The sequence below is a fragment of the Rubritalea profundi genome (genome assembly GCF_002954445.1).
In the GTDB taxonomy this organism is placed as follows: Bacteria; Verrucomicrobiota; Verrucomicrobiia; order Verrucomicrobiales; family Akkermansiaceae; genus Rubritalea; species Rubritalea profundi.
The window spans coordinates 3,286,766-3,312,706 of the sequence record NZ_MQWA01000001.1; the positions used below are offsets into that span (position 1 = coordinate 3,286,766).

28 protein-coding genes and 1 pseudogene are annotated in these 25,941 nt (G+C 49.1%); 18 read left to right on the forward strand and 11 right to left on the reverse strand.

All coding sequences use genetic code 11. From position 1 onward, the window contains the following. Window positions 1-71: 71 nt before the first annotated feature. The 3 genes from BSZ32_RS14370 to BSZ32_RS18990 are packed head-to-tail and all read right to left on the reverse strand — an operon-like array spanning window position 72 to window position 4,345. Complete coding sequence (locus BSZ32_RS14370; protein ID WP_105044057.1) at window positions 72-1,916, reverse strand: glycoside hydrolase family 15 protein; 1,845 nt, start codon at window positions 1,914-1,916, stop codon at window positions 72-74. A 37-nt stretch (window positions 1,917-1,953) separates the two neighbouring features. After that, window positions 1,954-4,140 (reverse strand): bifunctional alpha,alpha-trehalose-phosphate synthase (UDP-forming)/trehalose-phosphatase, encoded by a 2,187-nt coding sequence (locus BSZ32_RS14375; RefSeq protein ID WP_105044058.1) that lies wholly within the window; start codon window positions 4,138-4,140, stop codon window positions 1,954-1,956. A 55-nt stretch (window positions 4,141-4,195) separates the two neighbouring features. Continuing rightward, entirely contained in the window at window positions 4,196-4,345 is a 150-nt protein-coding gene (locus BSZ32_RS18990; protein ID WP_165788868.1) for a hypothetical protein, read from the reverse strand. 78 nt (window positions 4,346-4,423) lie between these two features. Here BSZ32_RS18990 and cysS point away from each other — a divergent pair, with 78 nt between their 5' ends. The 11 genes from cysS (at window position 4,424) to BSZ32_RS14425 (ending at window position 12,645) form a co-directional block, all read left to right on the forward strand. After that, window positions 4,424-5,833, forward strand: coding sequence for a cysteine--tRNA ligase (gene cysS, locus BSZ32_RS14380; RefSeq protein ID WP_105044863.1), 1,410 nt, complete (start codon window positions 4,424-4,426; stop codon window positions 5,831-5,833). Window positions 5,834-5,845: 12 nt separating this feature from the next. Further along, window positions 5,846-6,835: a porphobilinogen synthase gene (hemB, locus tag BSZ32_RS14385; protein WP_105044059.1), complete on the forward strand. Its 990-nt coding sequence runs from the start codon at window positions 5,846-5,848 to the stop codon at window positions 6,833-6,835. Window positions 6,836-7,423: 588 nt separating this feature from the next. Then, window positions 7,424-7,564, forward strand: a complete 141-nt coding sequence (locus tag BSZ32_RS14390; protein ID WP_129589777.1) for a PEP-CTERM sorting domain-containing protein — start codon at window positions 7,424-7,426, stop codon at window positions 7,562-7,564. A gap of 285 nt (window positions 7,565-7,849) precedes the next feature. Further along, window positions 7,850-8,140 (forward strand): sialate O-acetylesterase, encoded by a 291-nt coding sequence (locus BSZ32_RS20245; RefSeq protein WP_165788869.1) that lies wholly within the window; start codon window positions 7,850-7,852, stop codon window positions 8,138-8,140. Next, window positions 8,141-8,596 (forward strand): sialate O-acetylesterase, encoded by a 456-nt coding sequence (locus BSZ32_RS20250; RefSeq protein ID WP_105044062.1) that lies wholly within the window; start codon window positions 8,141-8,143, stop codon window positions 8,594-8,596. A gap of 241 nt (window positions 8,597-8,837) precedes the next feature. Next, window positions 8,838-9,347 carry an amidohydrolase family protein gene (locus BSZ32_RS14405; RefSeq protein WP_338066259.1) on the forward strand — a complete coding sequence of 170 codons (510 nt, stop codon included), beginning with the start codon at window positions 8,838-8,840 and terminating at the stop codon, window positions 9,345-9,347. A gap of 226 nt (window positions 9,348-9,573) precedes the next feature. Further along, window positions 9,574-10,347 (forward strand): glycosyl hydrolase, encoded by a 774-nt coding sequence (locus tag BSZ32_RS14410; RefSeq protein WP_105044064.1) that lies wholly within the window; start codon window positions 9,574-9,576, stop codon window positions 10,345-10,347. Between the two features lie 253 nt (window positions 10,348-10,600). Then, window positions 10,601-11,194 carry a c-type cytochrome gene (locus BSZ32_RS14415; protein ID WP_105044065.1) on the forward strand — a complete coding sequence of 198 codons (594 nt, stop codon included), beginning with the start codon at window positions 10,601-10,603 and terminating at the stop codon, window positions 11,192-11,194. Between the two features lie 174 nt (window positions 11,195-11,368). Beyond that, window positions 11,369-11,779 carry a sulfatase-like hydrolase/transferase gene (locus tag BSZ32_RS14420; protein ID WP_276308441.1) on the forward strand — a complete coding sequence of 137 codons (411 nt, stop codon included), beginning with the start codon at window positions 11,369-11,371 and terminating at the stop codon, window positions 11,777-11,779. A 395-nt stretch (window positions 11,780-12,174) separates the two neighbouring features. Next, window positions 12,175-12,318: a hypothetical protein gene (locus BSZ32_RS18995; RefSeq protein ID WP_165788870.1), complete on the forward strand. Its 144-nt coding sequence runs from the start codon at window positions 12,175-12,177 to the stop codon at window positions 12,316-12,318. A 60-nt stretch (window positions 12,319-12,378) separates the two neighbouring features. Next, window positions 12,379-12,645, forward strand: coding sequence for a hypothetical protein (locus BSZ32_RS14425; RefSeq protein WP_165788871.1), 267 nt, complete (start codon window positions 12,379-12,381; stop codon window positions 12,643-12,645). Between the two features lie 178 nt (window positions 12,646-12,823). Here BSZ32_RS14425 and BSZ32_RS14430 read toward each other — a convergent pair whose 3' ends face one another. Continuing rightward, a complete protein-coding gene (locus BSZ32_RS14430) occupies window positions 12,824-13,429 on the reverse strand; it encodes a 3-keto-disaccharide hydrolase (RefSeq protein ID WP_165788872.1) in 606 nt (201 codons plus the stop codon). 430 nt (window positions 13,430-13,859) lie between these two features. On the opposite strand from BSZ32_RS14430, the pseudogene BSZ32_RS14435 reads away from it, so the two are divergent. The 6 genes and pseudogenes from BSZ32_RS14435 to BSZ32_RS14460 all read left to right on the forward strand — a co-directional run bounded on the left by BSZ32_RS14435 (window position 13,860) and on the right by BSZ32_RS14460 (window position 18,128). Continuing rightward, window positions 13,860-15,443 (forward strand): annotated as a pseudogene (locus BSZ32_RS14435) (arylsulfatase). A gap of 161 nt (window positions 15,444-15,604) precedes the next feature. After that, window positions 15,605-16,054, forward strand: a complete 450-nt coding sequence (locus BSZ32_RS14440; RefSeq protein WP_105044069.1) for a sulfatase-like hydrolase/transferase — start codon at window positions 15,605-15,607, stop codon at window positions 16,052-16,054. 46 nt (window positions 16,055-16,100) lie between these two features. Next, window positions 16,101-16,451, forward strand: coding sequence for a sulfatase-like hydrolase/transferase (locus BSZ32_RS14445; RefSeq protein ID WP_165788873.1), 351 nt, complete (start codon window positions 16,101-16,103; stop codon window positions 16,449-16,451). 15 nt (window positions 16,452-16,466) lie between these two features. Further along, a complete protein-coding gene (locus tag BSZ32_RS14450; protein WP_105044071.1) occupies window positions 16,467-16,925 on the forward strand; it encodes a sulfatase-like hydrolase/transferase in 459 nt (152 codons plus the stop codon). A 12-nt stretch (window positions 16,926-16,937) separates the two neighbouring features. Next, the gene (locus tag BSZ32_RS14455; protein ID WP_105044072.1) at window positions 16,938-17,153 is read left to right on the forward strand and encodes a hypothetical protein; all 216 of its coding nucleotides are present in this window, start codon (window positions 16,938-16,940) and stop codon (window positions 17,151-17,153) included. A gap of 108 nt (window positions 17,154-17,261) precedes the next feature. Continuing rightward, window positions 17,262-18,128, forward strand: a complete 867-nt coding sequence (locus BSZ32_RS14460) for a ThuA domain-containing protein (RefSeq protein ID WP_105044073.1) — start codon at window positions 17,262-17,264, stop codon at window positions 18,126-18,128. Between the two features lie 501 nt (window positions 18,129-18,629). Here the strand turns inward: BSZ32_RS14460 and BSZ32_RS14470 are convergent. The 5 genes from BSZ32_RS14470 to BSZ32_RS14490 form a co-directional block, all read right to left on the reverse strand. Beyond that, window positions 18,630-19,289, reverse strand: a complete 660-nt coding sequence (locus BSZ32_RS14470; RefSeq protein WP_105044074.1) for a sulfatase-like hydrolase/transferase — start codon at window positions 19,287-19,289, stop codon at window positions 18,630-18,632. Further along, window positions 19,290-19,574, reverse strand: coding sequence for a hypothetical protein (locus tag BSZ32_RS14475; protein WP_105044075.1), 285 nt, complete (start codon window positions 19,572-19,574; stop codon window positions 19,290-19,292). It abuts the gene before it with no gap. Beyond that, window positions 19,559-20,011: a sulfatase-like hydrolase/transferase gene (locus BSZ32_RS14480; RefSeq protein WP_105044076.1), complete on the reverse strand. Its 453-nt coding sequence runs from the start codon at window positions 20,009-20,011 to the stop codon at window positions 19,559-19,561. The genes BSZ32_RS14475 and BSZ32_RS14480 overlap by 16 nt, the downstream gene beginning before the upstream one ends. Window positions 20,012-20,085: 74 nt before the next feature. Further along, window positions 20,086-20,610 (reverse strand): hypothetical protein, encoded by a 525-nt coding sequence (locus BSZ32_RS14485; RefSeq protein WP_129589778.1) that lies wholly within the window; start codon window positions 20,608-20,610, stop codon window positions 20,086-20,088. Between the two features lie 78 nt (window positions 20,611-20,688). Then, window positions 20,689-21,087 (reverse strand): hypothetical protein, encoded by a 399-nt coding sequence (locus BSZ32_RS14490; RefSeq protein WP_129589779.1) that lies wholly within the window; start codon window positions 21,085-21,087, stop codon window positions 20,689-20,691. Between the two features lie 422 nt (window positions 21,088-21,509). Between BSZ32_RS14490 and BSZ32_RS14495 the strand changes: the two genes are divergently transcribed. Beyond that, the gene (locus BSZ32_RS14495; protein ID WP_165788874.1) at window positions 21,510-21,950 is read left to right on the forward strand and encodes a sulfatase-like hydrolase/transferase; all 441 of its coding nucleotides are present in this window, start codon (window positions 21,510-21,512) and stop codon (window positions 21,948-21,950) included. Window positions 21,951-23,129: 1,179 nt separating this feature from the next. On the opposite strand, the gene BSZ32_RS14500 is transcribed toward BSZ32_RS14495, so the two are convergent. Both BSZ32_RS14500 and BSZ32_RS14505 read right to left on the reverse strand, forming a co-directional pair. Continuing rightward, complete coding sequence (locus BSZ32_RS14500; RefSeq protein WP_105044080.1) at window positions 23,130-25,100, reverse strand: fumarate reductase/succinate dehydrogenase flavoprotein subunit; 1,971 nt, start codon at window positions 25,098-25,100, stop codon at window positions 23,130-23,132. Between the two features lie 36 nt (window positions 25,101-25,136). Further along, on the reverse strand, window positions 25,137-25,820 hold the full coding sequence (locus BSZ32_RS14505) for a succinate dehydrogenase cytochrome b subunit (protein WP_165788875.1): 684 nt from the start codon (window positions 25,818-25,820) through the stop codon (window positions 25,137-25,139). Between the last annotated feature and the right edge of the window lie 121 nt (window positions 25,821-25,941).

The window sequence follows — 25,941 nt, forward strand, 5'->3', positions numbered from 1 at the left end:
AGATTCCTTAAAGAGTGTGCCATATGAGAGTTGGAAGAATTGATACCGATTGCCCGTCACCATCATTTACTTTATTCCTCTATCAAGTAGTCATGGCAATCCTCAGCTAGTTCTAGGGCGCAATCAATGAGTGCTAGGTGGCTGTACGCTTGAGGAAAGTTTCCCAGGTGGCGTTTGGTGTCGAAGTCTAGGTCTTCGCCGTAGAGTCCATTGGGGTTGGCATATCCTAACAAGGTGTGGAATCGTTCTTTTGCCTCTTTTCGTTTACCTGAGCGAGCAAGAGCTTTGACCATCCAAAATGAACACACAGTGAATGCGCTTGAGGGTTCACCAAAGTCATCGTGATTACGATAACGATACATTAGGCCGTCTCGGCAGAGTTCTTTATCACTTAGCTCAACGGTAGAGATGAAGCGTGTGTCCATAGGGGCGATGAAGCCATATTCGGCCATCAACAGGTTAGCCGAGTCGAGATCTTTACTGCCGTAGGTTTGGGTGAATGCTTTGATTTCATTATTCCAACCTTTCAAACAGACATCGTGATGAATTTCCTCTCTCAATGTGCGGTGAGCGTCAGCCCAATATTGTTTTCCTAGCCGCTCGGCAATTTTGATCGCTCTATCAACGGCTACCCAGCAAAGGACTTTGGAGAAGACGAAGTGCCTTTCTTCACCACGAATCTCCCAAATGCCGCGGTCAGGTTGTTGCCAATATTCTTCGACAGTTTTGATGATGGAGCGGACTCGAGTCCATCGACGGTCGAGGGCTTCAGGGGCGGGGTGGCGTGCTGGAATATCGTGGTGCATCAGATCCTTGTAGATCAAATCCATTAGAATACCGTAGATGTCATGCTGTTGTTGATGGTAGGCAGCATTACCTATCCTAACAGGAGATGACCCTTGGTAGCCACTAAGGTGCGTGAGAATTTCCTCTGTGAGTTTTTTCTCACCGCGTATACCATACATTATTTGGAGTGAGTCATCCTTGGTAGGAACAGTGTGCATCATCCAGTTGATGAAGCTTTCGGCCATGTTGTGGTGGCCGATACGGTGTAAAATATCCACGGTCATTGAACCATCTCGAATCCAACAAAACCTGTAGTCCCAGTTTCGGGCTTCACCGATCGTCTCGGGTAATGATGTGGTAGCGGCAGCTAGAACTGCACCAGTCGGAGTGAACTGGAGCATTTTTAGTGTGATCGCACTGCGAATGATTTCTTTGGCATAGCTATCACATCTGTGAGTACGGGAAGCCCAAAGCAGCCAGTACGCACGAGTCCACTGGAGTTTAAGCTCAATTTTTTCACGGTCCGGAGGAATGACCTTATCGTGGTAACTGAGCAATAGATATCGCTGATCCGTGAGTAGTATACATTTCTTTTCTAGAATAGATTCAGAATCGAGGTCGGTATAAAGATAGCATGACTCGTAGACTGTGGAGCCGTCTTTGAGTTTACCTGTTGTTGTGCTCTTAAGTCGTCCCTCACCAAAGGTGAATGACTCAGTTGGGTACTTGGCGTAGTAGAGTTTTGGGGTGTAGTCGACAATGATAGACGGGGTGCCTGAGCATGGCTTGAGTATGCGAATGATATCGCTAGACACATCCCCCCTCGAGCGTGATTTTCCATCCCAGCTGCAGCGGGCCATAAAATCGATGACTTCAAAGGAACCATCCTTTCCTTCAAATGTAGTGACAAGTATCCCAGTGTTCTTTTCGTAAGCTTGACTGACCGGTTCTCCATTGACCATGCTGATGCCAAAGTGTCCACCCTTGTCGATATCAAGCATCGCAGCAAAGACTGTACCAGAATCAAAATCCGGCATGCAGGAAAATACAATAGAGGCATCGAAATCAATAATTGCGCATGTCCGGCCATTTCCAATAATACCGTGGTTGTAGTTAGATTGATTGTCCATATTGGATAAATGAGTTAGAGCTCAGTGGTAATTATTTTTAAGCGAGCGATTCTAGTAAATTTCGCAAGGCTCTGATTGAACTGCGCTGGTTGGCTCGGGTGTCACCCCCGCCAATTTTAACTGTGTGGAAGCTCGTGCACGAGGGTATCTGCGCGGCAAACATGGATTCGTCAGTAACATCGTCTCCAGCAGCTAGGGCTATATCAGGTTGCCATTGGCTGAGCATTCTTTCTATAGCCACCCCCTTGTTCACGAGTTGGCTAGCGACCTCTATAATCTTCTGCCCGTGGTGGACTGAGACAGGAAGACTGGCGGTAGTGGACGTGAGTTCCGACAATAAACCCTTAGCTCGCCATGACCCAAATTCCGGATCCGCTTGGCGGTAATGCCAAACCACGGAGGAATGTTTTATTTCAATCTCGGATCCAGGTGTGAGTGTCATTGTAGCTTCTAACTGCGGTAGAATTAGCTCCTTCCAAGATGTGTCGACATGTGGATTGAGGAGCTCCCACTCGGGCATCGACTGCATTTTCCAGTAGTATCCATGCTCTGCCACAAAGTGGAGGGGGAGGTCTCCGAGATGCTTTTGAAGGAATTCCTTGGTGCGTCCACTGACAATCGTGAGATCGATGTTAGGATGCGTAGCTAAGTCTCCTAACAACTTCTTCAATGAGGCATCTGGAGTAGCGTACTCTGGGTGCGTAGTGAATTCTCTCAGGGTCCCATCGTAGTCGAGAAAGAGGGCGACTTTTTTGCCTTGATCGATGTGTTGTTGCAGTTCGTTGCGGAGAGGTTCGAGCTCAGCGTGAATCGTTCCTTTATGGTTACATGAGGTATTTTTTTGAAGGTCTGAGAGGTAGCGTTTTGCCCAAGCTCCAGCATCATTGAGTTTGAGTCTATTCTGCATGGCGTGTACTCGCTTCCACATGTCCACTTCGTCCATTTGCAGGGCTTCGTTGATTGCTTTCACTACTCCTGCGGTATCGTGTGGATTGACTAGCAGCGCGTGGGACATTTCATTTGCAGCACCCGCAAATTCACTGAGAATGAGAACTCCCGGACGAGCCCGGTGAGATGCTCTTTTACAATCGATAAATTCTTTAGCCACTAGGTTCATGCCATCAACGATAGGGGTAACCATACAAATATCAGCGAGTGAGTAGAGCGCTGCGAGTTCATCCACTTGGAAACTGCGGTGGAGAAATTGTACTGGTGAGTGGCCGACATCTCCGTAGTCACCATTGATGGCTCCAACCTCGCATTGGACTTGAGCTGTGAGGGAATCGTATTCTTCCACACCGCGGCGTGAAGGGACTGCAACTAAGACAAAGTGAACGAGCCCACGTTGCTCTGGGTGCTCATGGAGAAACTGCCGAATAGCTGTGAGCTTTTGAGGTAAACCTTTGGTGTAATCTAACCTTTCAACGCTTAGAATCAGCTTTCCAGCGCCGAGGTGCTTTGCGTGTTCACTGTGCATTTTGACGAAATTTTCGGATTTTGCGGCGGTTTGAAACCCATCACTATTGTGGCCAATGGGGTAGACGCCTAACTGAATGTGCCGTTTTTTTTGCCAAAGTCCGTCCATGTCCGCCTCAACCCCTAAGATGCGAATGAGTGAGGAGATAAAGTGGCGTAGGTAGTTGTACGTGTGGAAGCCAATCAGATCGCAGCCTAACAAGCCTTTTAGTAGTTCATCTCGCTCGGGGAGAGCTCGGAATATTTCGCTCGAAGGAAAGGGCGTATGCAGGAAAAATCCTATCTTAATATCAGGACGAATCTCTCGTAAGAGCTGCGGTAAGAGCATGAGATGGTAGTCGTGGATCCAGACATGGGCATTGGGCGAGGCTATCTCGGCTATCGTATCAGCAAACTGAGCATTCACAGAGCGGTAGCATTCTATCCACTCTGGCTTAAAGCGTGCCCGATCTTGCATGTAATGCAATAATGGCCAAAGCGTGGAGTTTGAGTATCCATCGTAGTAGCCGCTGATGTTTTCCTCTGAAAGTAAAACTGGTTCGACTCCTAATTCACGTAGGCTGCTCTTGAGTTCGCTCTTGCTCCGTCCGATTTCTGAGCAAGAACCACCCCAGCCAACCCATGTGTATTTCCCATCTAGGCCGCTGCCTTCAATGGCCGATGCCAGCCCGCCTGTTGTGCGTTCGAATGAGCCATCGGTGAGAATTCGAATTGGTAACCTGTTAGATGCTAGGATGAGTGAAGCCATTGTTGAGGGTGGTGTTTCGATATGTGAGGGGTAGAAGACTTTATATGTTACAGGTTTAGAATTGATTGTCTAGGATTCTGTTAGCTTTAAGAGAAGGTGAATGTGTGAAGTTGGAGTATCTGATGTAGAGCATGATGTAGAGCATGAGGTAGAGCATGAGGTAGAGCATGAGGTAGAGCATGAGGTAGAGCATGAGGTAGAGCATGAGGTAGAGTTTACTGGATGTGGGAGAATGTCCGCAAAAGACTTTCCAATAGTCCTCTCAAAGGCTATGGCCTTATGCATGCGCCTTTACGATACGCTTGCACGAGAAACGAAGGAAATAACACCAATCAATGGCGAAACCTACGGGTTTTATTGCTGTGGCCCCACAGTCTACGGTCCTGCGCACATTGGAAATTTCCGAACCTTCGTGGTTCAAGACGTATTTCGAAGAGCCTTGGAACTCGGCGGCACACCGACCAAGCATGTTCGCAACCTTACCGATGTGGATGATAAGACGATCCGTGATTCGCAAGCTGTAGGGCAGACACTCAAGCAGTTCACCAGCCATTGGACTGAAAAGTTCCACCTCGACTGCGAAGCTCTCAATTGTCTCCTGCCGGCCATTGAACCAAGCGCCGTAGATCACATTCCTCAGCAGGTTGTCATGATCGAGGAATTGATCGAGAAGGAGCACGCTTATGCCGCCGCTGATGGCTCGGTTTATTTTCGAATTAGTTCGTACCCAGATTACGGCAAGCTTTCACACCTCGATGAGCGTGAGCTCGATCTAGGGAAGACGCAGAACCAACGCGCAAATGACTCAGACGAATACGAGAAAGATAGCGTTGCTGATTTTGTCCTCTGGAAGAGCCGCCGTGATGAAGATGGTGATAATTTCTGGCAGAGCCCATGGGGGGAAGGTCGTCCGGGCTGGCACCTCGAGTGTTCGGCCATGATTCGTGAATATCTCGGTGAGAGTTTTGATCTCCACTCTGGTGGCGAGGATCTAGTCTTTCCCCACCATGAGAATGAAATTGCTCAGAGCAAGTGTTCCTGCGGTGGTGATTTTGCTGCGCATTGGTTCCACATCACTCACTTGTTAGTTGAGGGGAAAAAGATGTCGAAATCGCTTGGAAATTTCTTCCGGCTCGATGATCTTATAGAAAAGGGAGCAAAGCCAAATGAGCTACGCTTAGCTTTGATTGGTGGGCACTATAGAAAGCAACTCAACTTTACTCTCGATAGCTTGCACGCCGCCAGCGAGGCCCTAGATAAACTTCTCAAAGCCGAGCGCGCACTGGCTATGCTTGCTGGTGCTGATGTGGCTCCTAGTTACGAAGATCTCATTGGTCTTGAGGACAAAGGGCTATTTGAAAATGCTTGGATTGGTCTCAATGATGATCTCAATACCCAACGGGCTATTGGCGCGGTGTTCGGCGCTTTACGTCGTTCTCAGAATGAACCAGAACCACAGACCCAATGGAAGGGTTTACACTTTATGCTTCAGGCTCTAGGTATCAAGTTGCCTGAAATTGTAGAAGAGGTGCAGGAGGATGTTCCTGCTGAGATGAAAGCTCTAGCAGCCCAACGCTGGGATGCCCGTAGCAATAAACAATGGGCAAAGTCAGATGAACTTCGCGACCAACTCAAGGATTTGGGATGGCTTGTCAAAGATGGTTCTGATGGCTATAGCTTAGAAAAGATTTAACCACCACCGATTATGCTCCAACGACCACGCCGTAACCGAAAGTCACCTGCAATCCGTAACCTCGTACGCGAGGTGTCACTGAGTGCCAAAGATCTTATCTACCCACTTTTTGTTCATGAAGGTGCTAAAAATGTAGCGATTGCTTCGATGCCTAGCTGCACCCGCTGGTCGATCGAAGGATTGGTCAAAGAGGCTGGTGAGGCCCACGCGCTTGGTGTGCCTGCTGTGGTGATTTTTCCAGCGGTGCCTGAGGAGAAAAAGAACTCGACTGGCGACGAAAGCTACAATCCGGATGGTCTGATCCCAAGAGCTCTCAAAGCTTTGAAGGCAGCTCACCCGACACTCTGTCTGATTACAGATGTCGCTCTAGATCCTTATAATTCTGACGGGCACGATGGAATTGTCCAAGTACGTCCCGATGGTGAGTTAGAGATTCTCAATGACGAGACTGTCGAGGTGCTTTGCAAGCAAGCGGTGAGTCATGCTGTGGCGGGAGCGGATATCATTTCACCAAGTGACATGATGGATGGCCGTGTTGGAGCATTGCGGGCGGCGCTAGATACTGCCGGCTTCACTGATGTTTCTATTCTTTCCTACACTGCTAAATACGCATCAGCCTATTACGGACCATTCCGTGGCGCTCTTGATTCGTCCCCTAAGGCGGGCGATAAGAAGACCTACCAGATGGATTACGCCAATGTGCGCGAAGCAATTCGTGAAGTGATTCTCGATGAGGATGAAGGCGCTGACATGGTGATGGTGAAGCCTGCTGGAGCTTACCTCGATATCATCGTAAAATTACGTGAAAACACCACTCTTCCCATTGCTGCCTACCAAGTGAGCGGGGAGTACCTCATGATCAAGTCTGCTGCCGATGCTGGGTGGTTAGATGAAAAAGCCGTTGTGTTAGAGAGCCTCACGGCGATCAAACGCGCAGGGGCAGATCTCATTCTTAGCTACTTTGCCAAGCAAGTAGCCCAGTGGGAACGAGACGATTGCTAGGAAGTTGCTTTTGGGAGTGGGCCGTTTGAGCTTGTCGTTGAGAGGGGAGAATGGGGGGTGATGCCGATGTGTTAAGCCACCATCGGCAGTCACACTACACGACAATTTTTCATACAGAATTAGCAGAATCTCTCAAAATGGGTATCTGATGCATCAAAGCTCATCATACCAGAGTCAATAACCACTCTCTCCCTTGGAGTGCTGGGGCTTGATACAGCTCTGTGGCTGGGGCGGCTTGACGCTTGCGGCGGCAGGACCAGCCGGAGTATGGCTACTCCCCTAACTCCAATGCCACTTATACCATGCGGTGTTTCAAATGAGACAATAGCCAGAGTGAATCCTTGGGAAATCGAGGCGTGATGAGGGAATGATGCAGGCATCATGACTGAAGAAAAACGCTGATTTCCCAAGGATACGCCTGGCCTTTTTACAAAACGCGAAGCGCAAATCACTCAACACTCTAAAACATTCTATTGTCTCTTTTGGAACGCCAAGTGGTATTAGTTAAGGCGATTTACCACGTTCTCCAACGGAGAAATTCATACAAGCCTTAGGCCTATCACCGCAAGGTATGTGCTGATCGATCAGATGACCCAATTTACTCAAAATACAAGTGACTACGTAGGAATTGGCGAAATACGCTTCACCGGATCAGCCGTCCCAGAGCCCACCACCACCGCCCTTCTCGGACTCGGTGGACTCGCCCTGATCCTCCGTCGTCATAGGTAAACACGGCGCGGATAAGACAAACATCCTTTAGTTGGTTGTGCCGGGGCGTTCTGTTCATCAGATCGCTCCGGCCTTTTTTGCACGTTCTTTCGGGCAGCCTGCACCATTCGAAAAATCGCGTTTATTAATTGAATTCAAGAACTGACACCTTAGTTTGTTGTCCTCTAAGTGTATCCTATGAAACCCTCGTCACTCTCTAGCTTTCGCCAAGTTTGCTCTTGCTTGTTTGCGTTCCTTTTTCTCAATTGTGAGGCTTTTGCCGATAAGACGCATTGCTTTGGAGAAATGAAAAACCTGCAGATTTACTTGCTGATTGGTCAGTCCGACATGGCTGGACGCGCGGAAATCCCAAAGGCCGCGGGCCGTATTCTCGAACGTTGTTACTTACTCAATGATAAGAACGAGTGGGAGCCTGCGAAGGTGCCTCTGAACCGCCATTCAGGCATAGGTCAGGGAGTAGACCTTCAGAAGCTCGGGCCTGGTTACAGCTTCGCCATGAAAATGCTGGAGCAAAACAAGGACCTCTCCATCGGACTCATCGTCAACGCAGGTGGCGGATCTGACATTGCGCCATAGATCGCCAAAAAGCCAAAGTCGTATTGGAATACCCGAAAACGCACTAAGCTCACCCTTGCCCAAGGCAGCTTGAAAGGTGTCCTATGGCAACAGGATAATGGAGTCAGCCAAACTCCCGAGACTCACCTTGAAACCCTCACGAACTTCGTCGTCAAGCTGCGCAGCGACTTTGCCGATACCTCCCTCCCTTTTGTCACCGGCCAGCTCCATGACAGCCCAAAGATCAATGCGGAGATTGTGAAACTCCCGCAGACCATCCACGGCACAGCTTATGCCAGCTCGCAGGGGCTCACCACGGCGGACTGCACACATTTCGACAGCCGAAGCCAGCTGCTACTCGGCGAGCGTTATGCCGAGCAGATGATTCAGCTTCAGCAAAAACGATATGCCGCAAGCCCGCTGTGGCCCCGTCCGACATCAAGTTCATCGATACCCACGTCCATGCCATGGTTTTGAAAGAGGGAGGCTTGGACGACGTGGCAAAGTGGATGGACGATAGAAATGTAGATCGCTGTATCGTCAGCCCCCCAATCACAAAGGATCGCGGGCATGGACCGAGGGGGAACGTAAGGTCAGACAAGCGAATTACGCCAAGTACAAAGGCAAAATCGATCGGATGTGCATCATCGATCCGGGCGAGGTTGAAACCGTGGAATAGGCGGTCAATATCCTCAAACGCGAGAAGCAGGAGGGTGCCATCCCCTTCGGCGAGCACTACGGCAAGGGTCTCATGTTTGACGACCCCAAGAACCTCCTACTCTACGAGGCCTGCGAAAAAGTCGGCCTGCCGGTGATGTTCCACATCGACCAGAACAAGAACATGGTTGAGCCCGGCTTGAAGCGGGTCGACCGCGTGCTGAAGAAGTATCCGAAGTGCAAGGTCATCGCGCACGCCTACTGGTGGCGGCAACTCGGCAATGGAAGCTGCGACCGCCAGCTCCAGCAAAACCCGAATCTTTATGCCGACACCTCCGGCCATGTCGTCATCAACGTGCTTAATCGTGATCGGAAATACGCGCGCGAATTCATCATACGAAATGCCGACAGACTCCTCTTCGGAACCGATGAGGGTTGGTGGTCATTCAAAGACAGCAACAAGCAGATGAAACTGCACTACACCTTCTTCGAAGAACTTAACTTACCCGATGACGTCCGCTACAAAATCTACCGAGGAAACGCAGAAAAACTCTTCGGCTGGAAACAATAAGCCAAGAATTGATTGCTTTTCCACCTAGAAGAGGTGTCCAACCTCTTTAACAACATGGAATGTAGAGTTAGAAAAGTTCTTCTATGTTACCCTCATTGGTTTCAATGACTTCTCAAGCTGCCCCCTTTGCCAGTTACTGCATCTCTCTCACCCCTTATCTTCCACACCTCCTCACCGACCATGAAACTCATCCATCTAAGCCTAGTACTCGCTCTATCCCTCAGCAATGCCTTCGTGGCACAAGCTCAGCCCTCTAAAAAAGGAATTTGCCTGGCCAAAAAAATCCGACAGTTCGCGGAAATTGAAAGAGGAGATTAGCTCGATGCAGGTTGGTTGGCACTACAATTGGACCGGCCTCTGGAAGGAAACAGAAATCAAGAATGCCCTCTTTGTTCCCATGGTCTGGGGCAAGGCCAAGTGGTCGACGGATCCCATCAAGAAACTCAAAGTCTCCAAGTCAAAAATGGCCACCAGCCCCTTGCTCGGCTTCAATGAACCCGACGGCAAGAAACAAGCGAACATGAGCGTCGAAGAGGCCCTTGCGCTCTGGCCGATACTGGAGAAAACAAACCGCCGTCTCGGCAGCCCCGCTACCGTCAACCCGAAGAATGAGTGGATGCAATCATTCATGAAGCAGGCTAAGGCAAAGAATCTCCGGGTGGATTTCATCTGTGTCCATTGGGACGGCGGCAGGAATGCCGACAATTTCATCGAACACCTCAAGAGCATTCACACACTCTATGGGAAGCCGATCTGGATTACCGAATTCGCCATCGCAGATTGGTCCGCCAAAAGCATCAAGGATAACAAACACAGCCCGGAGGACGTATTGAGCTTCATGAAAGAACTCCTGCCCAAGCTCGAACAACTCGACTTCGTCGAACGTTACGCTTGGTTCAGCAGCGCACCTGATCATGCCAACCTCGGCCCCTCCGCCTTGTTCGACAAAGAGGGCAAGGCCACAAAACTCGGAGAATTCTACGCCGGCCACCAGAACTGAGCCCCCGTCTTACTAGAGAGGTGCCATCAAGTAATAGATCCCATTATTCGTGTGAATTAGCTCTGCGCCAGCCCGATTTTTGAATTATCGACGGGTGATTTCTGATAAATTCCACGCTATGGTCGTGCTTAGATGTCAATCTGGTTGTAATGTGTGATTCTAGTATGATGTAATACCCGTCCATGCCAATCCATCCGAACACCTCACCCAAAAAGAAAACCCCTAGCAGTTGGTGAAAACGATTAATTCTTGGATGAAAAGTCATACCCTACTCATCTCTCTTGGGTTAGGATTCTTGATACTTACGGTGCTGGGATTCTTTTTCCAGTGGCAAGAAATACCGACCACTCGGCAAGGGCTGGGGACGTTACAGACAAAGAATGTTTTCCAAACCACTTGCGCTACCTGTCATGGTGAAAAAGGTGAGGGGATTCAGGAGCTGATGACGCCATCGATCGCCTCGCTGCCACGATGGTATCTCGAAGAACAAATTCAAAAATTTAGGAACGGCCAGCGAGGCAATCATCCGAAGGATCTTAATGGCCAGAAAATGCGCGCTGCCATTTCGGCTCTCTCGGCAGATGAGATTAACGAGGCGCTCGATTATATCAAAATCTTGCCTGTACTCAGCCATGCCTCGACTCTACTGGGTGATGCAGAGAGAGGGTATCAACTTTATTACGATAACTGCATGGCCTGCCACCGATTTAACGGCCATGGTGAAGTTGCTTCTTCCGAAGCGCATCACTCAATGGTCTGCAAGACTGGTATCTGCTTGAGCAGCTCGAGAAATTTGAAAAAGGTATCCGTGGCTATCATCCCGATGATGATAGCGGCGCTAAGATGAGAGAAGCCGTCAGTTACGTCAGTACTAATCAGGACAAAATCGACATCCTAGCTCTACTTTCCAATTTAGCGAAAAAGTATCCCGTCGTCAAAAGCTCCAAAAACCTAAAAGCGAAACATCCAACAACCAAATAACCCTCTCCATCAAGCCCTTCTTTCTCTTATCTATTTTCTCTTGTGTCTTAGTTCTTCATTCGTAGATCAGTCTAACATTATCACGGTAATGTGCGATGACATGGGCTGGGGAGACGTCGGCTTCAATGGCGGGAAAAGGATTAAGACTCCCCACCTCGATACCATGGCTAAGCAGTCGCTTGTGTTTGATCGATTCTATTCCGCCAGCGCCGTTTGTTCACCCACGCGGGGGAGTGTGGTGACGGGGAGAATTCCGTATCGCTACGGAATTGTTACCGGGAATAAGGGCCACATGAAGCCGGAGGAATTCATTATTTATGAAGCACTCAAGACTCAAGGTTGTCGCACTGGTCATTTTAGAAAATGGCATCTAGGCACACTCACACTACACGACAAAAATTTAATACCATTTCGACAGTTAGATTGGTGGAATGGTACTGGAGATCGTTGATTGTAGCAAGGCGGGAGGAGGAAACGTAGCGGGCTACCTGACCGACGACTAACGCAGCTAGAATCAACGATCTCCTGCACCCTCACACTTTTCAGCTCAGCTGACTGACTCAAATACCGAATAACACCCATTCCTTCAAGATAACTGTCGAGATGGTATAAGCACTGGATTCTACAATCAATGTGATCGCTCAGTGTGACAAAACCTTGGGGTGCTGAGGCTTGACGCAGCTCTGGTGAGGCTGTGGCTTGACACATGGGGTAGGAGGTTTTTTTGGCTTTCCGTGTTCCGACCGATAGGATGAAGCCTGTTGCTGATTGTGTGTAGTGTGAAGCACACTGACGAAAACCGTCAAGGAATCGAATCGTGGTGGTCCTAAGGGAGTTAAGGACTACATGCCACCGTGGGACAATGGAGTTGATGTCGTTTTTGCCACCGAGGCAAAAGTTCCTACTGATGATCCGATGGAAAAACCTAATGGAAAAACCGAGGGAGACCTCAGTAAAGCTGACAAAAAAAAGCTGGTGGCCGATCTCTAAGGTCGCAAAAAGTGCCCCTTCATCACGGAAAGCGCAAAAAATAAAAAGCCCTTCATCGCCGTGATTTGGCTGCACGCACCCCACCTTCCGGTCGTGGCTGGTAAAGCCCACAACATCCAGCTGCCGATGGATGGCACGACCACCACCATGACCGTATTCAGGGAAAAAGGAATTGGGCAAAAACTCACCACTGGCGAAGCTCTGATGCAAACCAAAGCGAGTCTTGCTGGTAAGGCGAAAAAATCCGCGAATTTTCACATGTGTCTCGCTGAGATTAATCAGTTAGTCGATTCTAAGCCTGGCGGTGCATCCAGGGAAGTAGGCTAAGTTTTCAACTTGTCGGCAACCTAAGCACGCTCAACTAATGTCATTGCGTATGCGTGCCGGGGTCCGTGACAATTCCCCACTCCAAAAATCGGCCGATATACCTCAGCGTGTTTTTACTATTTATTGCAGCAAGCTGGATAACTGGCTGCTCGGGGTGCCGACAACTTGCAAAGTCGTCCTACTTGATCTCCAGCAAGGCGAGGTCTTTGAATTCGACATGCATGTCTTCACCCCCATGAAGTTGGAGGGCGATGCGGCCTTCCTTCTGGCATTGGGTGTCGGCTAGCAGCTCAGTGACCGTGAGGCCATTGAGTGACACAGTGATGTCATCTCCGATGGCGCTGACGGTGATTTGATTCCAGTCGCCATGTTTAACGATCTCGGCGATCCGTTGGGGATCGGGGTTTTTAACCCAGGAACGACCTGATGTTTCGTAGAGACCTCCAACTTTCGGCGACTTGTCGACTTCTGCCTGGAAGCATTTGATCGCGACTTGGGTGTTGGTTTTTAGGGCTCGAAAGTAAAGTCCGGAGTCGCCTGAGGTGACTTTAAACTTCGCGCGGAGAATGATGTTATTGTATGTCTTATCGGACACTAACAAACCGTGGCGTTTTTCCTCTTTTTTAGACGTTCCTGTGATGACTCCATTGACGATCTCCCACTTGCCACCCGGCATGGTGTGCCATCCGGTGAGATCTTTGCCATTGAAGAGCGGAGTCCAGCTGGATGGATCAGCAAGAAGGCTGAGAGGGAGGAGTATAGTGATGAGTATGAGGAGTCGCATGGTCATATTCTTTAATTTAGGGGGCTGAGTTTGGATACTGTTTAATGAACTTGAGGTTGAAATCTGGCACGTGGGTGTCGTTTTTCTGTTGGATCTATGGAGAGTACGGCCAGTTTGAGTGCTTTTTTCTAGATGTCGACGAATTCCGGATTATTGCTAGTGGTTTGCTTTTTGGGTGGCGTGCTTAAGGGTGCAATTGAGAGGGGAGGAAGGGGAGAGCTCATCTTCATCGTGCTTTTTCATCAAAGTATCTGGACGGGTTAGGTATGAAATGCGATGACGTCTCTGATAAGAGTACAAAATATCAGGTGTGGAATGGGGTTCCAGTGGAAGAAAATCATGGCAGTGACCTGTGGCTTTTTTCTCCTCAGTAATTTTCTCTTTTGGTGGCAGCTCTGTGAACGATCAGGCACCTAGGCCTAATATCATCGTGATCATGTCCGACGATATGGGCTACTCCGATATAGGTTGCTATGGAGGTGAAATCGACACTCCGAATCTTGACTCGCTTGCCAAAAGTGGTCTTCGCTATACCCAGTTTTATAATACCGGCAGATGCTGTCCCACTCGTGCGTCCCTTCTCACGGGTCTCTACGCGCATCAGGCTGGAATCGGCCAGATGACCAACGATGCAGGTCGACCGGGTTACAAGGGAGATCTCGGTCGCGATGTGATGACGATGGCTGAAGTTCTCAAGACGGCTGGTTACAGCACCTACATGGCGGGCAAGTGGCATGTGACTAAGTAACTCAAGCCTGACGGTGACAAGTCGAACTGGCCAATGCAGAGAGGTTTCGACAAATTTTATGGCACAATCATCGGTGCCGGCAGCCTGTTCGACCCATGGACGCTGACCCGAGGCAACAAGGCGATCATTCCTGACAACGATGAAGAATACAAGCCCGAGCAGTACTACTATACGGATGCCATTAGCGATCATGCGGTGCGTTTTGTGCGGGAGCATGTGAAGAAGCCAAAGGAGGAACCCTTCTTTATGTATGTTTCCTACACGGCGGCTCATTGGCCGATGCATGCGCTGGAAAAGGACATCGCTAAATATAAAGGTAAATATGATGCGGGTTATGAAGTGATCCGCAAAGCTCGTTACGAGAAGATGAAGAAGCTGGGTGTGATCAAGGACTGGAAGTTGAGCCCGGCTCCTCAGGAGTGGAAAGATTTCCCGGAAAAGGATCGAGCTTGGGAGCTGAGGTGTATGGAGGTTTACGCCGCAATGGTCGATAGTATGGATCAGGGCATTGGGAGGTTGGTCAAATCATTGGAAAAAACCGGTCAGCTGGAAAATACCTTGATTCTGTTTTTGCAGGACAATGGCGGCTGTGCTGAAGGCCGGGGTCGCAAACAGCTGGCGAATCCTGCTACTGGCGTGAAGCCGATGGGTAAAGATGAATTGCAGACTCTGATGGTACCTGAACGCAGTCGTGCTGGGCATCCGGTTCTTACTGGTCCGGGGGTTATGCCGGGGCCGTCTGAAACCTATATTGCCTATGGACGAAACTGGGCGAATGTCTCAAACACACCATTCCGCTTATATAAATCACAAAATCATGAGGGAGGCATTGCCACGCCTCTTATCGCGCATTGGCCAAAAGGTATTAGCGCACACAAGGAGCTGAGATATGAGAGTAATCACCTAATCGACATTATGGCGACTTGTGTAGATCTCTCTGGAGCAACTTACCCGAAGGAATATAAAGGGAAGATGATTCAGCCGATGGAGGGGCGCAGTCTCGCGCCAAGTTTCGCCAAGGATCGCAGTGAGGATCGCGTGCTGATGTGGGAACACTTTGGCAATGCCGCTATCCGGAAAGGGAAGTGGAAACTAGTCAGACTGGGTCGGAAGGATTGGGAACTCTACGATATCGAGAAAGACCGTAGTGAGCTCAATAATCTAGCCAAGGAGCAAACCGAGAAAGCCAAAGAGCTTGGGGCGCTGTGGGAAAAGCATGCTCATAGGACGCGTATTCTCCCAAGGCCTACAAAAAGAAAGCGATAGAGTAGATTAGCCACTTCGCAGCTAATCCAGCGCATCGACGCACGCTTGGGTTTAAGTTTGCAGATGCGGGTAGAGATCGCTTCGTCTTCGATGAAGTTGGTGGAATGATGGCTCGCGTGCTTGTTTGAAAATTGAAAATTGAAAATAACTACTAACAACCCATGAAAACAACCACCAGAACATGGCTGCATGCGCTGGTACTCGGCGTGCTATTGCTGCGCGTGAATGCATCTGAGAAACCGAACATCCTTTTTATTCTAGTCGATGACATGGGGTGGTCGGATATCGGCTGTTACGGCGGTGAAATCGAAACACCTCACATCGATTCCTTGTCCAAGCAGGGTGTCCGGTTCACTCAGTTCTATAACACGGCGAAGTGTATGTCATCACGCGGGTGCCTCCTAACTGGCCTCTATGCCCAGCAATGTGGGATGTCGAGACGTCCAGATAAATTGATCAATGCGGTGACCCTCGCGAGGTGCTGCGCACTGCCGGATACCGGACCTGGGCGGCGGGCAAACACCACGGCACGGAAAACTTATACGATCGTGGATTCGATCACTACTACGGACTACGCGACGGCTGTTGTAACCTCTGGAACCCCGGGGTGAAACGATTGGGCGAACCGGAGCCGGGGAGCCGGGGAGCAGGAGCAGAGTGCGCTACTGGTGCGACGACGCCAATATCTACCACCCGTTCACCCCAGAGGATAAAAAGTTCTACTTCACCGACGCCATCACCAACAAAGCACTCGGATGGCTCGATGAGGAGCCGGCTGAAGATAAACCATTTTACCTCTACCTCGCCTTCACAGCCCCGCACTACCCGCTCCACGCGTGGCCGGAGGATATTGCCAAGTATAAAGGCAAGTACGACAGCGGTTATGAATCGATCCGCAAAGCTCGCTACCAACGGATGGTCAAGATGGGCCTGATCGACCCAGCAAAGTCACCGATGCAGAGGTGGAAAGGACGAGCCTGGAGTGAACTAACAGGCATTGAACTCTAAAAGGAAAAACGCCGCATGGAGATCTACGCAGCGATGCTCGACCGGGTCGACCAGAACATCGGAAAGGTGCTGGCGAAACTCAAGCAGCACGGGCAGCTCGAAAACACCTTGATCATGTTCGCCTCCGACAACGATGCCTGTGCCGAGGGTGCTGGAGCAAAGAACAGATCTACCAAGCTCGAGGACTTTGGCACGGTGGCAAGCTTTGAAACTGTTGGAAAAAACTGGGCGACGGTGCAGAACACGCCACTGCGCAATTGGAAAAACTACAGCCACGAGGGAGGTATCCGCTCGCCGCTGATCGTCAGTTGGCTTGGGAAAATCAACAACCCAGGTGGTTATTACCACGGGGCAGGGCACCTGATCGATATCATGCCGACCCTGGTTGGACTCACCGCGGCGAACTATCCCGAAACCTATGAGGGTAAACCGATCACCCCAATGCAGGGCATCAACCTACTACCCTCGCTCTAAGCAAAACCGCTGATGCGCAAAAAAACCATTTACTGGCAGTGGTCGGCAGGCGGCGCCATCCGTGTCGGAAAAATGAAGGCGGTCTTCTGGGGCAAAAATCCCCAGTGGGAGCTCTACGATATTTCCAAAGACAATAACGAGAGCAACAATCTCGCGCAATCCAAGCCCGAGATGCTCGAGTCGATGAAGAAAAATTGGCAAGACTGGCGCGCCTCAACAACCCCGTAACGATAGGAACCACTCCTCCTTTCGCCCGTCTCAACGTCCCCACCCGAAAAGTAAATCCCTAGCAATTGGACTTGCTCCGAAAACAACTCCCACTATCTTAAAGAAGTTATGAAACTCATTACTTTTTGCTCACTGATCTCACTCTGTTGCCTGGCTTTCGCCCAAGCAGAACCCAAACACCGGCTCCTCTTTTTTTCGAAGTCGAGTGGTTTTGAGCATCCGGTGATCTCATGGAAAAAGGGTAAGCCAAGCCATGCCGAAAAAGTGCTGACCGTGATGGGTAAGAAACAAAACTGGGAGTTCGTGTTCTCCAAAGATGGATCCAATTTTTCCAAAGAATACCTTGCTGGGTTTGACTCCTTAATTTTCTATACTACCGGTGACCTCACCATCGCAGGCAAAGACAAGCAGCCACCGATGAGCAAAGATGGCGAACAAGCCCTGTTCGATTACATCCGAGACGGTGGCGGCTTCATAGGCCTCCATTGCGCGACCGATACTTTCAAAACTAAAGGCGTCGGCAAATACGCCAACGATCACGAAAAGTGCGGCGACTTCACCTGCATGGTTGGTGGTGAGTTCCTCGGCCACGGCAAACAACAAAAAGCGACCAGCCGTGTGATCAACCCGAAGTTCCCCGGTTTCGAAAAGATCGGAAAGTCCTTCACTATCACTGAAGAATGGTACGCATTGAAGCACCTGCAACTAGATATGCATGTGCTCACCGTGCTTGAGACCAAGGGTATGCAGGGTAAGGACTACATCCGTCCTGACTACCCAGTCAGCTGGGCACGCAACGAAGGCAAAGGTCGCGTCTACTACAATGCCATGGGCCACCGCGAAGATGTCTGGAGCAGCGAGCTATTCCAAAATATGATCATCGGTGCTGTCCATTGGACAAGTGGTGATGTCGACGTTGAAATCCCAGCCAACCTCAAAGAGGTCGCGCCTAAATCGATGATCAATCAGCATTAAATCATCCGCATCAGAGACAACGGCGGGAAAGGTCGAACCCAAGCTCTCAAAAATAGGTTATTCCGCTAAAATAACTGGGAGAATGGTATTAGTCTCGAATGTAGTCCTCCGACTACCAATCACCGTTAGCTATTGATTATAATGCCTATCATAAAAAATGCTGAACACTATCACCACCAATAGAAAATAGGGTAATCATGATTACCCCCAAATCAGTGGGATAGAATGGCCTATGAAACAGCCCATCACAGAATGAGCCAGTAAGACATCAAGATCATGAAGTCTCAGAAAAAAGAAGATGTCTTAACTCGGACTACCTCTTCAAAACTGGAAATTGATCCGTTAGAATTGGCTTAAAATCAGGCACAGGTGTGTTATTTTTCTGCGTTGATCCAGCTGTCGTCCGCCCTTCTTTAATCGCTATGCTGAGAGCCATCACCATCGTTTTCACCACTTCCGGGTGTTTGTCCTGAAGGTTGGTCTTTTCAGCGGGATCATGCTCTAAATCATAAAGCTGAATAGGGGGCAGGTTTTTGGATGCTTTACCCGGTCGGGGCGCTGACCATCCCCCTGATCCAGGGCATAGGCACAGCTTCCATTTTCCTTGGCGGATAGCGAAGGAGCCATTGATCGAATGGTGAATGGTAAAGGGCCGCGCTTTTTGATCTTTCCTGCTAAGCGTGGGGAGAAACGAAAATGAATCTTCAGCTGCCGATGCTGGGACGGTATCCAGTTTACCAATGACGTCTGCCGATGTTGCAAAAAAAAATCGGTCATGCAAATCGTTCTGTCTGATAAACTTCCCGCCTTAACAATTCCAGGCCAGCGCACAATAAAGGGAACGTTATGGCCTCCTTCAAAGATATCGGCTTTATGCCCGCGCAACTCACCGTTAGGTTTGTGCCCCTGTTTGATGAGATCTTTGATCTTAGCCGCAGGAGAACAACCATTATCCGTCGTAAAGATGACTAAGGTGTCATTGCCTATGTTATTCTTATCAAGAGCGGCAAGTACCTCCCCCACAACCCAATCCGTCTCCATGAGAAAATCCCCGTATTTCCCAATTGGCGACTTCCCTTGCCAATCTTTAGAAGGCACTGTTGGCGTATGCGGACTAGTGAGAGGCAAGTAGAGAAAAAAGGGGCGCTCGGGATCTTTCACTTACTCATTGATATAAGCCACTGATTCGCGGGCAAAATCCTTAAGGCACTCTGACGCTTCAAAGTCAGAAGCCCCAGCGCCAGCAAGGTTTAAAGCCTTTACATGCGTAGGGACTGTTACTGCCTTGTCGTTACGAAGATAAACATAGGGTGCCATGTCGAGCGATCCAGCAATAAAAAATGACTGGTTAAATCCTAGGGCGGTAGGACCACCTTTGACTTTTTGGGTGTAATCAAGATTCCATCCTGAACCCGCTTTTTTATGTTTTCCTATTTCTTCTGGCACCCGAGCTTGATCCAGATAATTCCATCCAAGCCCCATATGCCATTTTCCCACGACTGTGGTATATGGTAGCCATTTTTTTTGAGAAACGAAGGCACTGTCACACGATCAGGCGTAATCATAGGTCCACGTTCATCAGGTGACCAAATTACGGCACTTTTAAGCCATGACCTCCAATTGTAACGCCCCGTCATAATGCCATAACGCGTAGGTGAACAGACCGAGGAGGAAGTATGCGCATCGGTAAAGCGCATGCCTTCTTTGGCTAAGCGATCCAGGTTCGGCGTCGCCGCTTTACCCGTGGTGTGAGAGACATCCCCCACCCCCATGTCATCGGCGAGAATAAAAATAATGTTAGGCTTGGGTGTGGCTTGCGCAGCGATCGAAAAGGTCAAACAAGCGAGACCAGTTAACAGAGTGATCGATGGTTTTTGTGTCATAGCCTAATGGTTAGGTTTTATATTATTTACTAGGTGTCGTTTCTTTAATCCACCCCTTGAGTTCCATCTGAAACCTAGGGGTTGAGTTGGACCCGAAAGTCGTCGAAATAGACATTGCCTCCAGACCGGCCGCTGCGGTCGAGGCTGATTTGATTGAATTCGCCGGTGTCCTCCTGGTCGAGCTCAATGGAAGTTTCAAACGGTTTGTTGTTTGGTGAACTCACAACGGCTTTGAGCTGCACCTTACTGTTTTTCATGTGCTGAGCCGTCACTTTGATGCAGTGAAGCTTATTTGGCGCTGGAGTGTAGCCCATATTGATGTTTTCAGTGAATTTCATGTGAGTGCCGATTTGTTCAAATCGGAAGCCTCCTCCTCGATACCCCGGGTGGATTAAGGTTTTGATCTTACCGATCGTGATTCCCAGATGATAGGTGCCCGCTCTTTCGCCGGTGCTTCCCACTAGGCAGCTGACGCTGATTTGCTTGGGCAGTTCCTTGGCGGCTGGCCAGGTGTTGGCATGGAGGATCATTCGCTGATCCGCATCACCCTGCCGATTACCCGGAATGACCAATTGGCCATTCTCAATGAAGGGTTTCACATCCTTGGCGCCTTCATACACTAACTGGCGGTAGCCTTTGGTGCAGTCGGCAGATTTCGTTCCGAACCATTCGTAAAATTATCCTCCTGTGCTTTTGTCTTTTGGCGACTTGAGAAGTGATTTTGCGGCGTTGATAACCATCAGGTCTTGTTGGTTGGCAACATTGGATTCTAGATGCTTCTGAATTTCACTTGCCCGCATTCTGATCTCAGGGTCTTCGGCCGGTTCTTTTGATTTAAGAAATCCCAGGATGGAGTTGCCTTTGGATTTGAAATACTCGTATGCGTGCCCCCTCTCTTGGTAACTCGCCGATCCAAGTTGTTGATAAGCTTCATTCAACTTTGTTTCATCAGTAACGGCCTCCGAAGCGGTTTTTTCCAACGAAGCGTGGGTGGTGGGGATTCCCTGCGAGTGGAGTAAGTCGACTCGCCAATCGGGTGCGCAATGCGCCAGAGGCGACAGTGTAATACCGATCAAAACGAAATTGAGAGCGCTACGAAACAACTCAACATTGTAAACTTAGTTGTGTGTGAAATAAAGGGTGAAATAATATCACCGTGGATGAGCCTCAACAACATGTCCGAAAATTGTGGCACGAACGATCAAGCCGAATGGGCATCGATGTAGGATAGTCAATTGACTATAAGATGGTCATTGACCCTTTTGGTTTACTAAATCATTTATTTTGCATGATCTGAGCTCTTATCACCAGTATTTTTCTGGCAATCACCGTCGGCAACACCTCAGCCAAAGGCAAACCTAACATCCTATTCATAGCAATCGATGATTTGAGGCCCGAGCTAGGCGTCTATGGAGCCACACACATCAAGTAGCCAAACATCGATAAACTAGGCCGAGCAGAGTGTATTATTCTCCAAAGCATACACATCCGTGCCGACTTGCAGGGCATCACGCGCCAGCCTCTTCACCAGCGTTCGACCCAAATCACCGCCCAAGCCATTGAGGAACTGCAAGTACTCGCAAAAACCGCCGATGATCCATATTTCCTCGCGGTAAAATTTATTAAACCTCATCTCCCATTCACGGCCCCCAAAAAATACTGGGACCTCTACCCTAAGGAGTCGGTGAAGTTACCTGGCAACTGCTTGATCTCAAAAAATGCATCTAAAGAGGCCAACTATGGTTGGGGTGAACTGCGGAATTATTCAGACATTCCTAAAAAAGGGCCGATCACAGACGACAAAGTACGCCGTTTGATCTGCTGCGATTACGCCTGTGTTGGTTACACCGACGCTAAAGTAGGTAAGGTTCTCAACGAACTCGATAGACTAGGCCTTAAAGAAAACACCATCATTGTCCTATGGGGCGATCACGGCTGAAATCTAGGCGACCACACCTACTGGTGCAAGTACACCATGTATGAATCATCGCGGCACATCCCTCTGATCGTCCATGCTCGAGGTTACCCAACCTGAAACCAAACGAACACCATCACAGAAACGATTGATATCTTCCCGACCTTCTGTGATCTAACTAACTCTCCGATTCCAATGGCACTTAAATAAGGCACGTAATCGTGAAATTGAGTGTTAGGGAAACCGGGGTAGAAATGTATTGAAATATGTGAACAAAACAAACTTTCTACCCAGCCTTCCTACGACATTTTTTGGTTCAAGGAAGCGTTCCTTGCAAGAGCAAATATCAAAAGAAAGAGAACTGCTTAAGGCTTAAGGCCTCAGTGCTCTCGCTTTGCTTTTCAATTCTCTTTTACCTGCAGCTTTCCTTCAGGAGATCTCTGCCAACAAACCATACGTCTTTCGCTTAAAGGGGGCATTTCGCAGAGCCGCTTAATTAAGTGCCATTGGGGCCAGTTTAATATTCGATCTAAATTTCTACCATTCCTCATCTGTCACTGTCTCAGCATAGCTGCCACCGCAATGGTACCATGCGATGTCTTTGTGCAATAATGCAATTGCAATTTCGGCTGCGGCAGGGTGTTTTCCTGTGTCTCTCCACTTCTCTAAGTTCTTAAGGTATTTAGGATACCACTTTTGCGGGTCTACTTGGTTGATGTCGGAGTAGTCGCTAAAGATGGCATAGAAGTTTTCTCTTACAGTGGTAGCGTCCGAGTAGGTTTCTTTAAAACGATCTACAAAGTCATCGAACTTTGAGAATTTAGCACGACTAACATCGTGAAGAATCGGACTATAGTCGTTCTCTTTAGAGTCGTCATCAGATTTAAGATAGAGAGTCCAACCTTTATAGACTTGCCAAAAACTCGTTTGCTTGAAGAGCGAGTTGGAGAATTGGTGTTTTTATCGCAAGCATTCAGGAATAGGACAAGTAGTGGTAAAACTAGTTTTGTGGACAGTTGGGAGAATCGGTAAGTTCTACTTACGGATTTCCTAACAGTTGATGATGACTGAAACAACAGCAAAGACAAAAAAGCCCGCACCGAATGAACGGAGCGGGGTTTGAAATTTTCGTAGAAGCGTGCTTCTAGCCTCTTTGAGCTTTTTAAAGCTTTCTATAAAGCGGCGGGACGCCACTTCTACGTTCTATTGGTAAGAACGGACGGACTGCTTGATGAACTCGAAGTTGAGCTCTTCTTTGTGAAGCTCAGGGAGGTTGCCGAAGCCCTTGTATTCCCAGGCCGCAACGTAGGAGAACTCGTCGTCGTGTCGGAGTGCTTCACCTGCTTGAGTGACGCCTGCGATAACTTCTGGAGATTCAGCAGTGAATTGGTGCTCGCCACGGAAGTGACCACCACAGGATTCTTCACGGTTGAGAGCATCACAACAAGTAAGCTCAGCAAACTCGAAGTAGTCAGCGAGACGTGCAGCCTTTTCAAGCTCACGGTTGACTTCATTAGTGCCACCCGGGATCCGGACACTTGCGTAGAATTCGTCACGGATTTCAGGGATGCGCTTGAGCGCTGTCTCAAGGCCTTTTTTCGTGCGCTCCATGCCGCAGTAGTCCCACATGATTTGGCCAAGCTCACGGTGGAATGAATCCACTGTACGGTCGCCCTTGATGTTCATGAGTTTATCGAGGCGATTGGTAACTTCCTTTTGTGCTTCTGCGAACTCTGGTGCGTCAGTAGTGACTGCGCCAGGCTTCTGAGTGGCGAGGTAGTTAGCGATAGTTGTTGGAAGTACGAAGTAGCCGTCAGCTAGACCCTGCATCAGAGCGGATGCTCCGAGGCGGTTGGCTCCGTGATCTGAGAAGTTAGCCTCACCAAGAACGTGGAGTCCTTTGATGTTAGACATGAGGTTGTAATCCACCCATAGGCCGCCCATTGTGTAGTGAACAGCAGGGAAAATCTGCATAGGTTGCTTGTATGGGTTCTGACCAGAGATCTTTTCATACATCTGGAATAGATTGCCGTAACGAGCACGAACAAGATCTTCACCGAGGCGTGCTATCGCATCCTTGAAGTCGAGGTAAACACCAAGACCTGTAGGAGCAACTCCTAAGCCGTCGTCACATACTTCTTTCGCGGCCCGCGATGCGATGTCTCGTGGACATAAGTTACCAAAGGATGGGTACTTACGCTCGAGGTAGTAATCACGATCTTCTTCAGCGATGTCACTCGCTTGCTTCTTTCCTTCACGCAGCGCTTTAGCGACTTCTTTAGATTTAGGAACCCAGATTCGTCCGTCGTTACGCAGTGACTCGGACATGAGAGTGAGTTTGGACTGGTAGTCGCCACTTACTGGGATGCATGTTGGGTGAATCTGTGTGTAACACGGGTTTGCGAAGTAAGCGCCCTTCTTGTGTGCCTTGAAGGCAGCCATGACGTTACACCCCATTGCGTTGGTTGAGAGGAAGAAGACGTTGCCGTAACCGCCAGTAGCGAGACAAACTGCGTCCGCTGCGTGAGTGGTGACTTCGCCAGTGACCATGTCACGTACAACGATGCCCTTGGCGTGGCCGTCAACCATGACGAGATCCATCATTTCAGTACGTGAGAATACTTCCACACCACCTTTAGCGACTTCTTTCTGGAGAGCTTGGTAGCAACCAATGAGGAGCTGCTGGCCAGTCTGACCACGAGCATAGAATGTGCGGGAAACCTGCGCGCCACCGAATGAACGATTGTCGAGAAGGCCACCGTATTCACGTGCGAAAGGAACACCTTGAGCAGTCGCTTGGTCGATGATGTTATCAGAAACTTCAGCGAGACGATAAACGTTAGCTTCACGTGCACGGAAGTCACCACCTTTGAGAGTATCGTAGAACAGACGGTACACTGAGTCGCCGTCGTTCTGGTAGTTCTTAGCTGCGTTGATACCACCCTGTGCGGCAATTGAGTGCGCACGACGTGGTGAATCTTGGTAGCAGAAGGATTTTACTTTATAACCGAGCTCAGAAAGAGTCGCAGCTGCTGCACCACCGGCAAGACCAGTACCCACCACAATGACGGTGAATTTACGCTTGTTAGCTGGGTTGATAAGCTTGGAGTCCATCTTGTGCTTGGACCACTTTTGCTCAAGCGGACCTGCAGGAATTTTTGCGTCTAATGACATAATCTTAAATTTGTAAAGGTTGAGGTGCGTTGAGTACTAGTAAATCCAGCCTGCGAGAACTGCAACTGGGATTGAAACGAAGCCAACCCAGATAAAGAGAGTGTAGGCTTTTGCTATGCAATCGATCATACCAGCATTCTTCTTGGTGCGGAGACCGAGAGTCTGGAAGATTGCGGAGAAACCGTGGCTGAGGTGGTTACAAAGAAGCGAAATTGCTATGATGTAGAAAGCGCTAACAGGGATGCTCTTGAATCCTTCGATGACCATTAAGTACGCGTCACCATTATTACCTAATTCAGCAAGCTTTGAATCAATACGTACTGTGTAGTGGAGGATGTGGAAAATGACGAATGCAAGAATAGTGAGGCCGGACCAGATCATGATGCGGGACGCTTTAGATGCCTTGACTGTGGTGTCGCACTCATAGCGCTTCTCTTTAGATGCACGGTTCGCAATAGTAAGTTGGATAGTCGCAACTACATGTAGAACGAGTGATGTGAGAAGCACAATACGTGCGATCCAAACACCTGCACCGTGAAGCATGTGGTGAAGGAATTTAGCGTACTCGTTGAAGGCCTCAGCGCCTACGTAGATGAGAAGGTTACCGCCAAGGTGGCCTGCAAGGAAGCCGACAAGAATGAGACCTGTGACGGCCACTACGAATTTTTTGCCGATGGAGGAACTCCAAAAGTGGCATAAGGAACAGGATGATGCGCTCATTTTATTAGTGTCTGTGTGAGAGAACTTGACGCGTAGTAGTCGAAAATTGCACATATTTCAAGTAGTGCTTACGAAAAAAGGCACAATTATTGATGAGTCTTGCTCACAAAGGATTCAATTA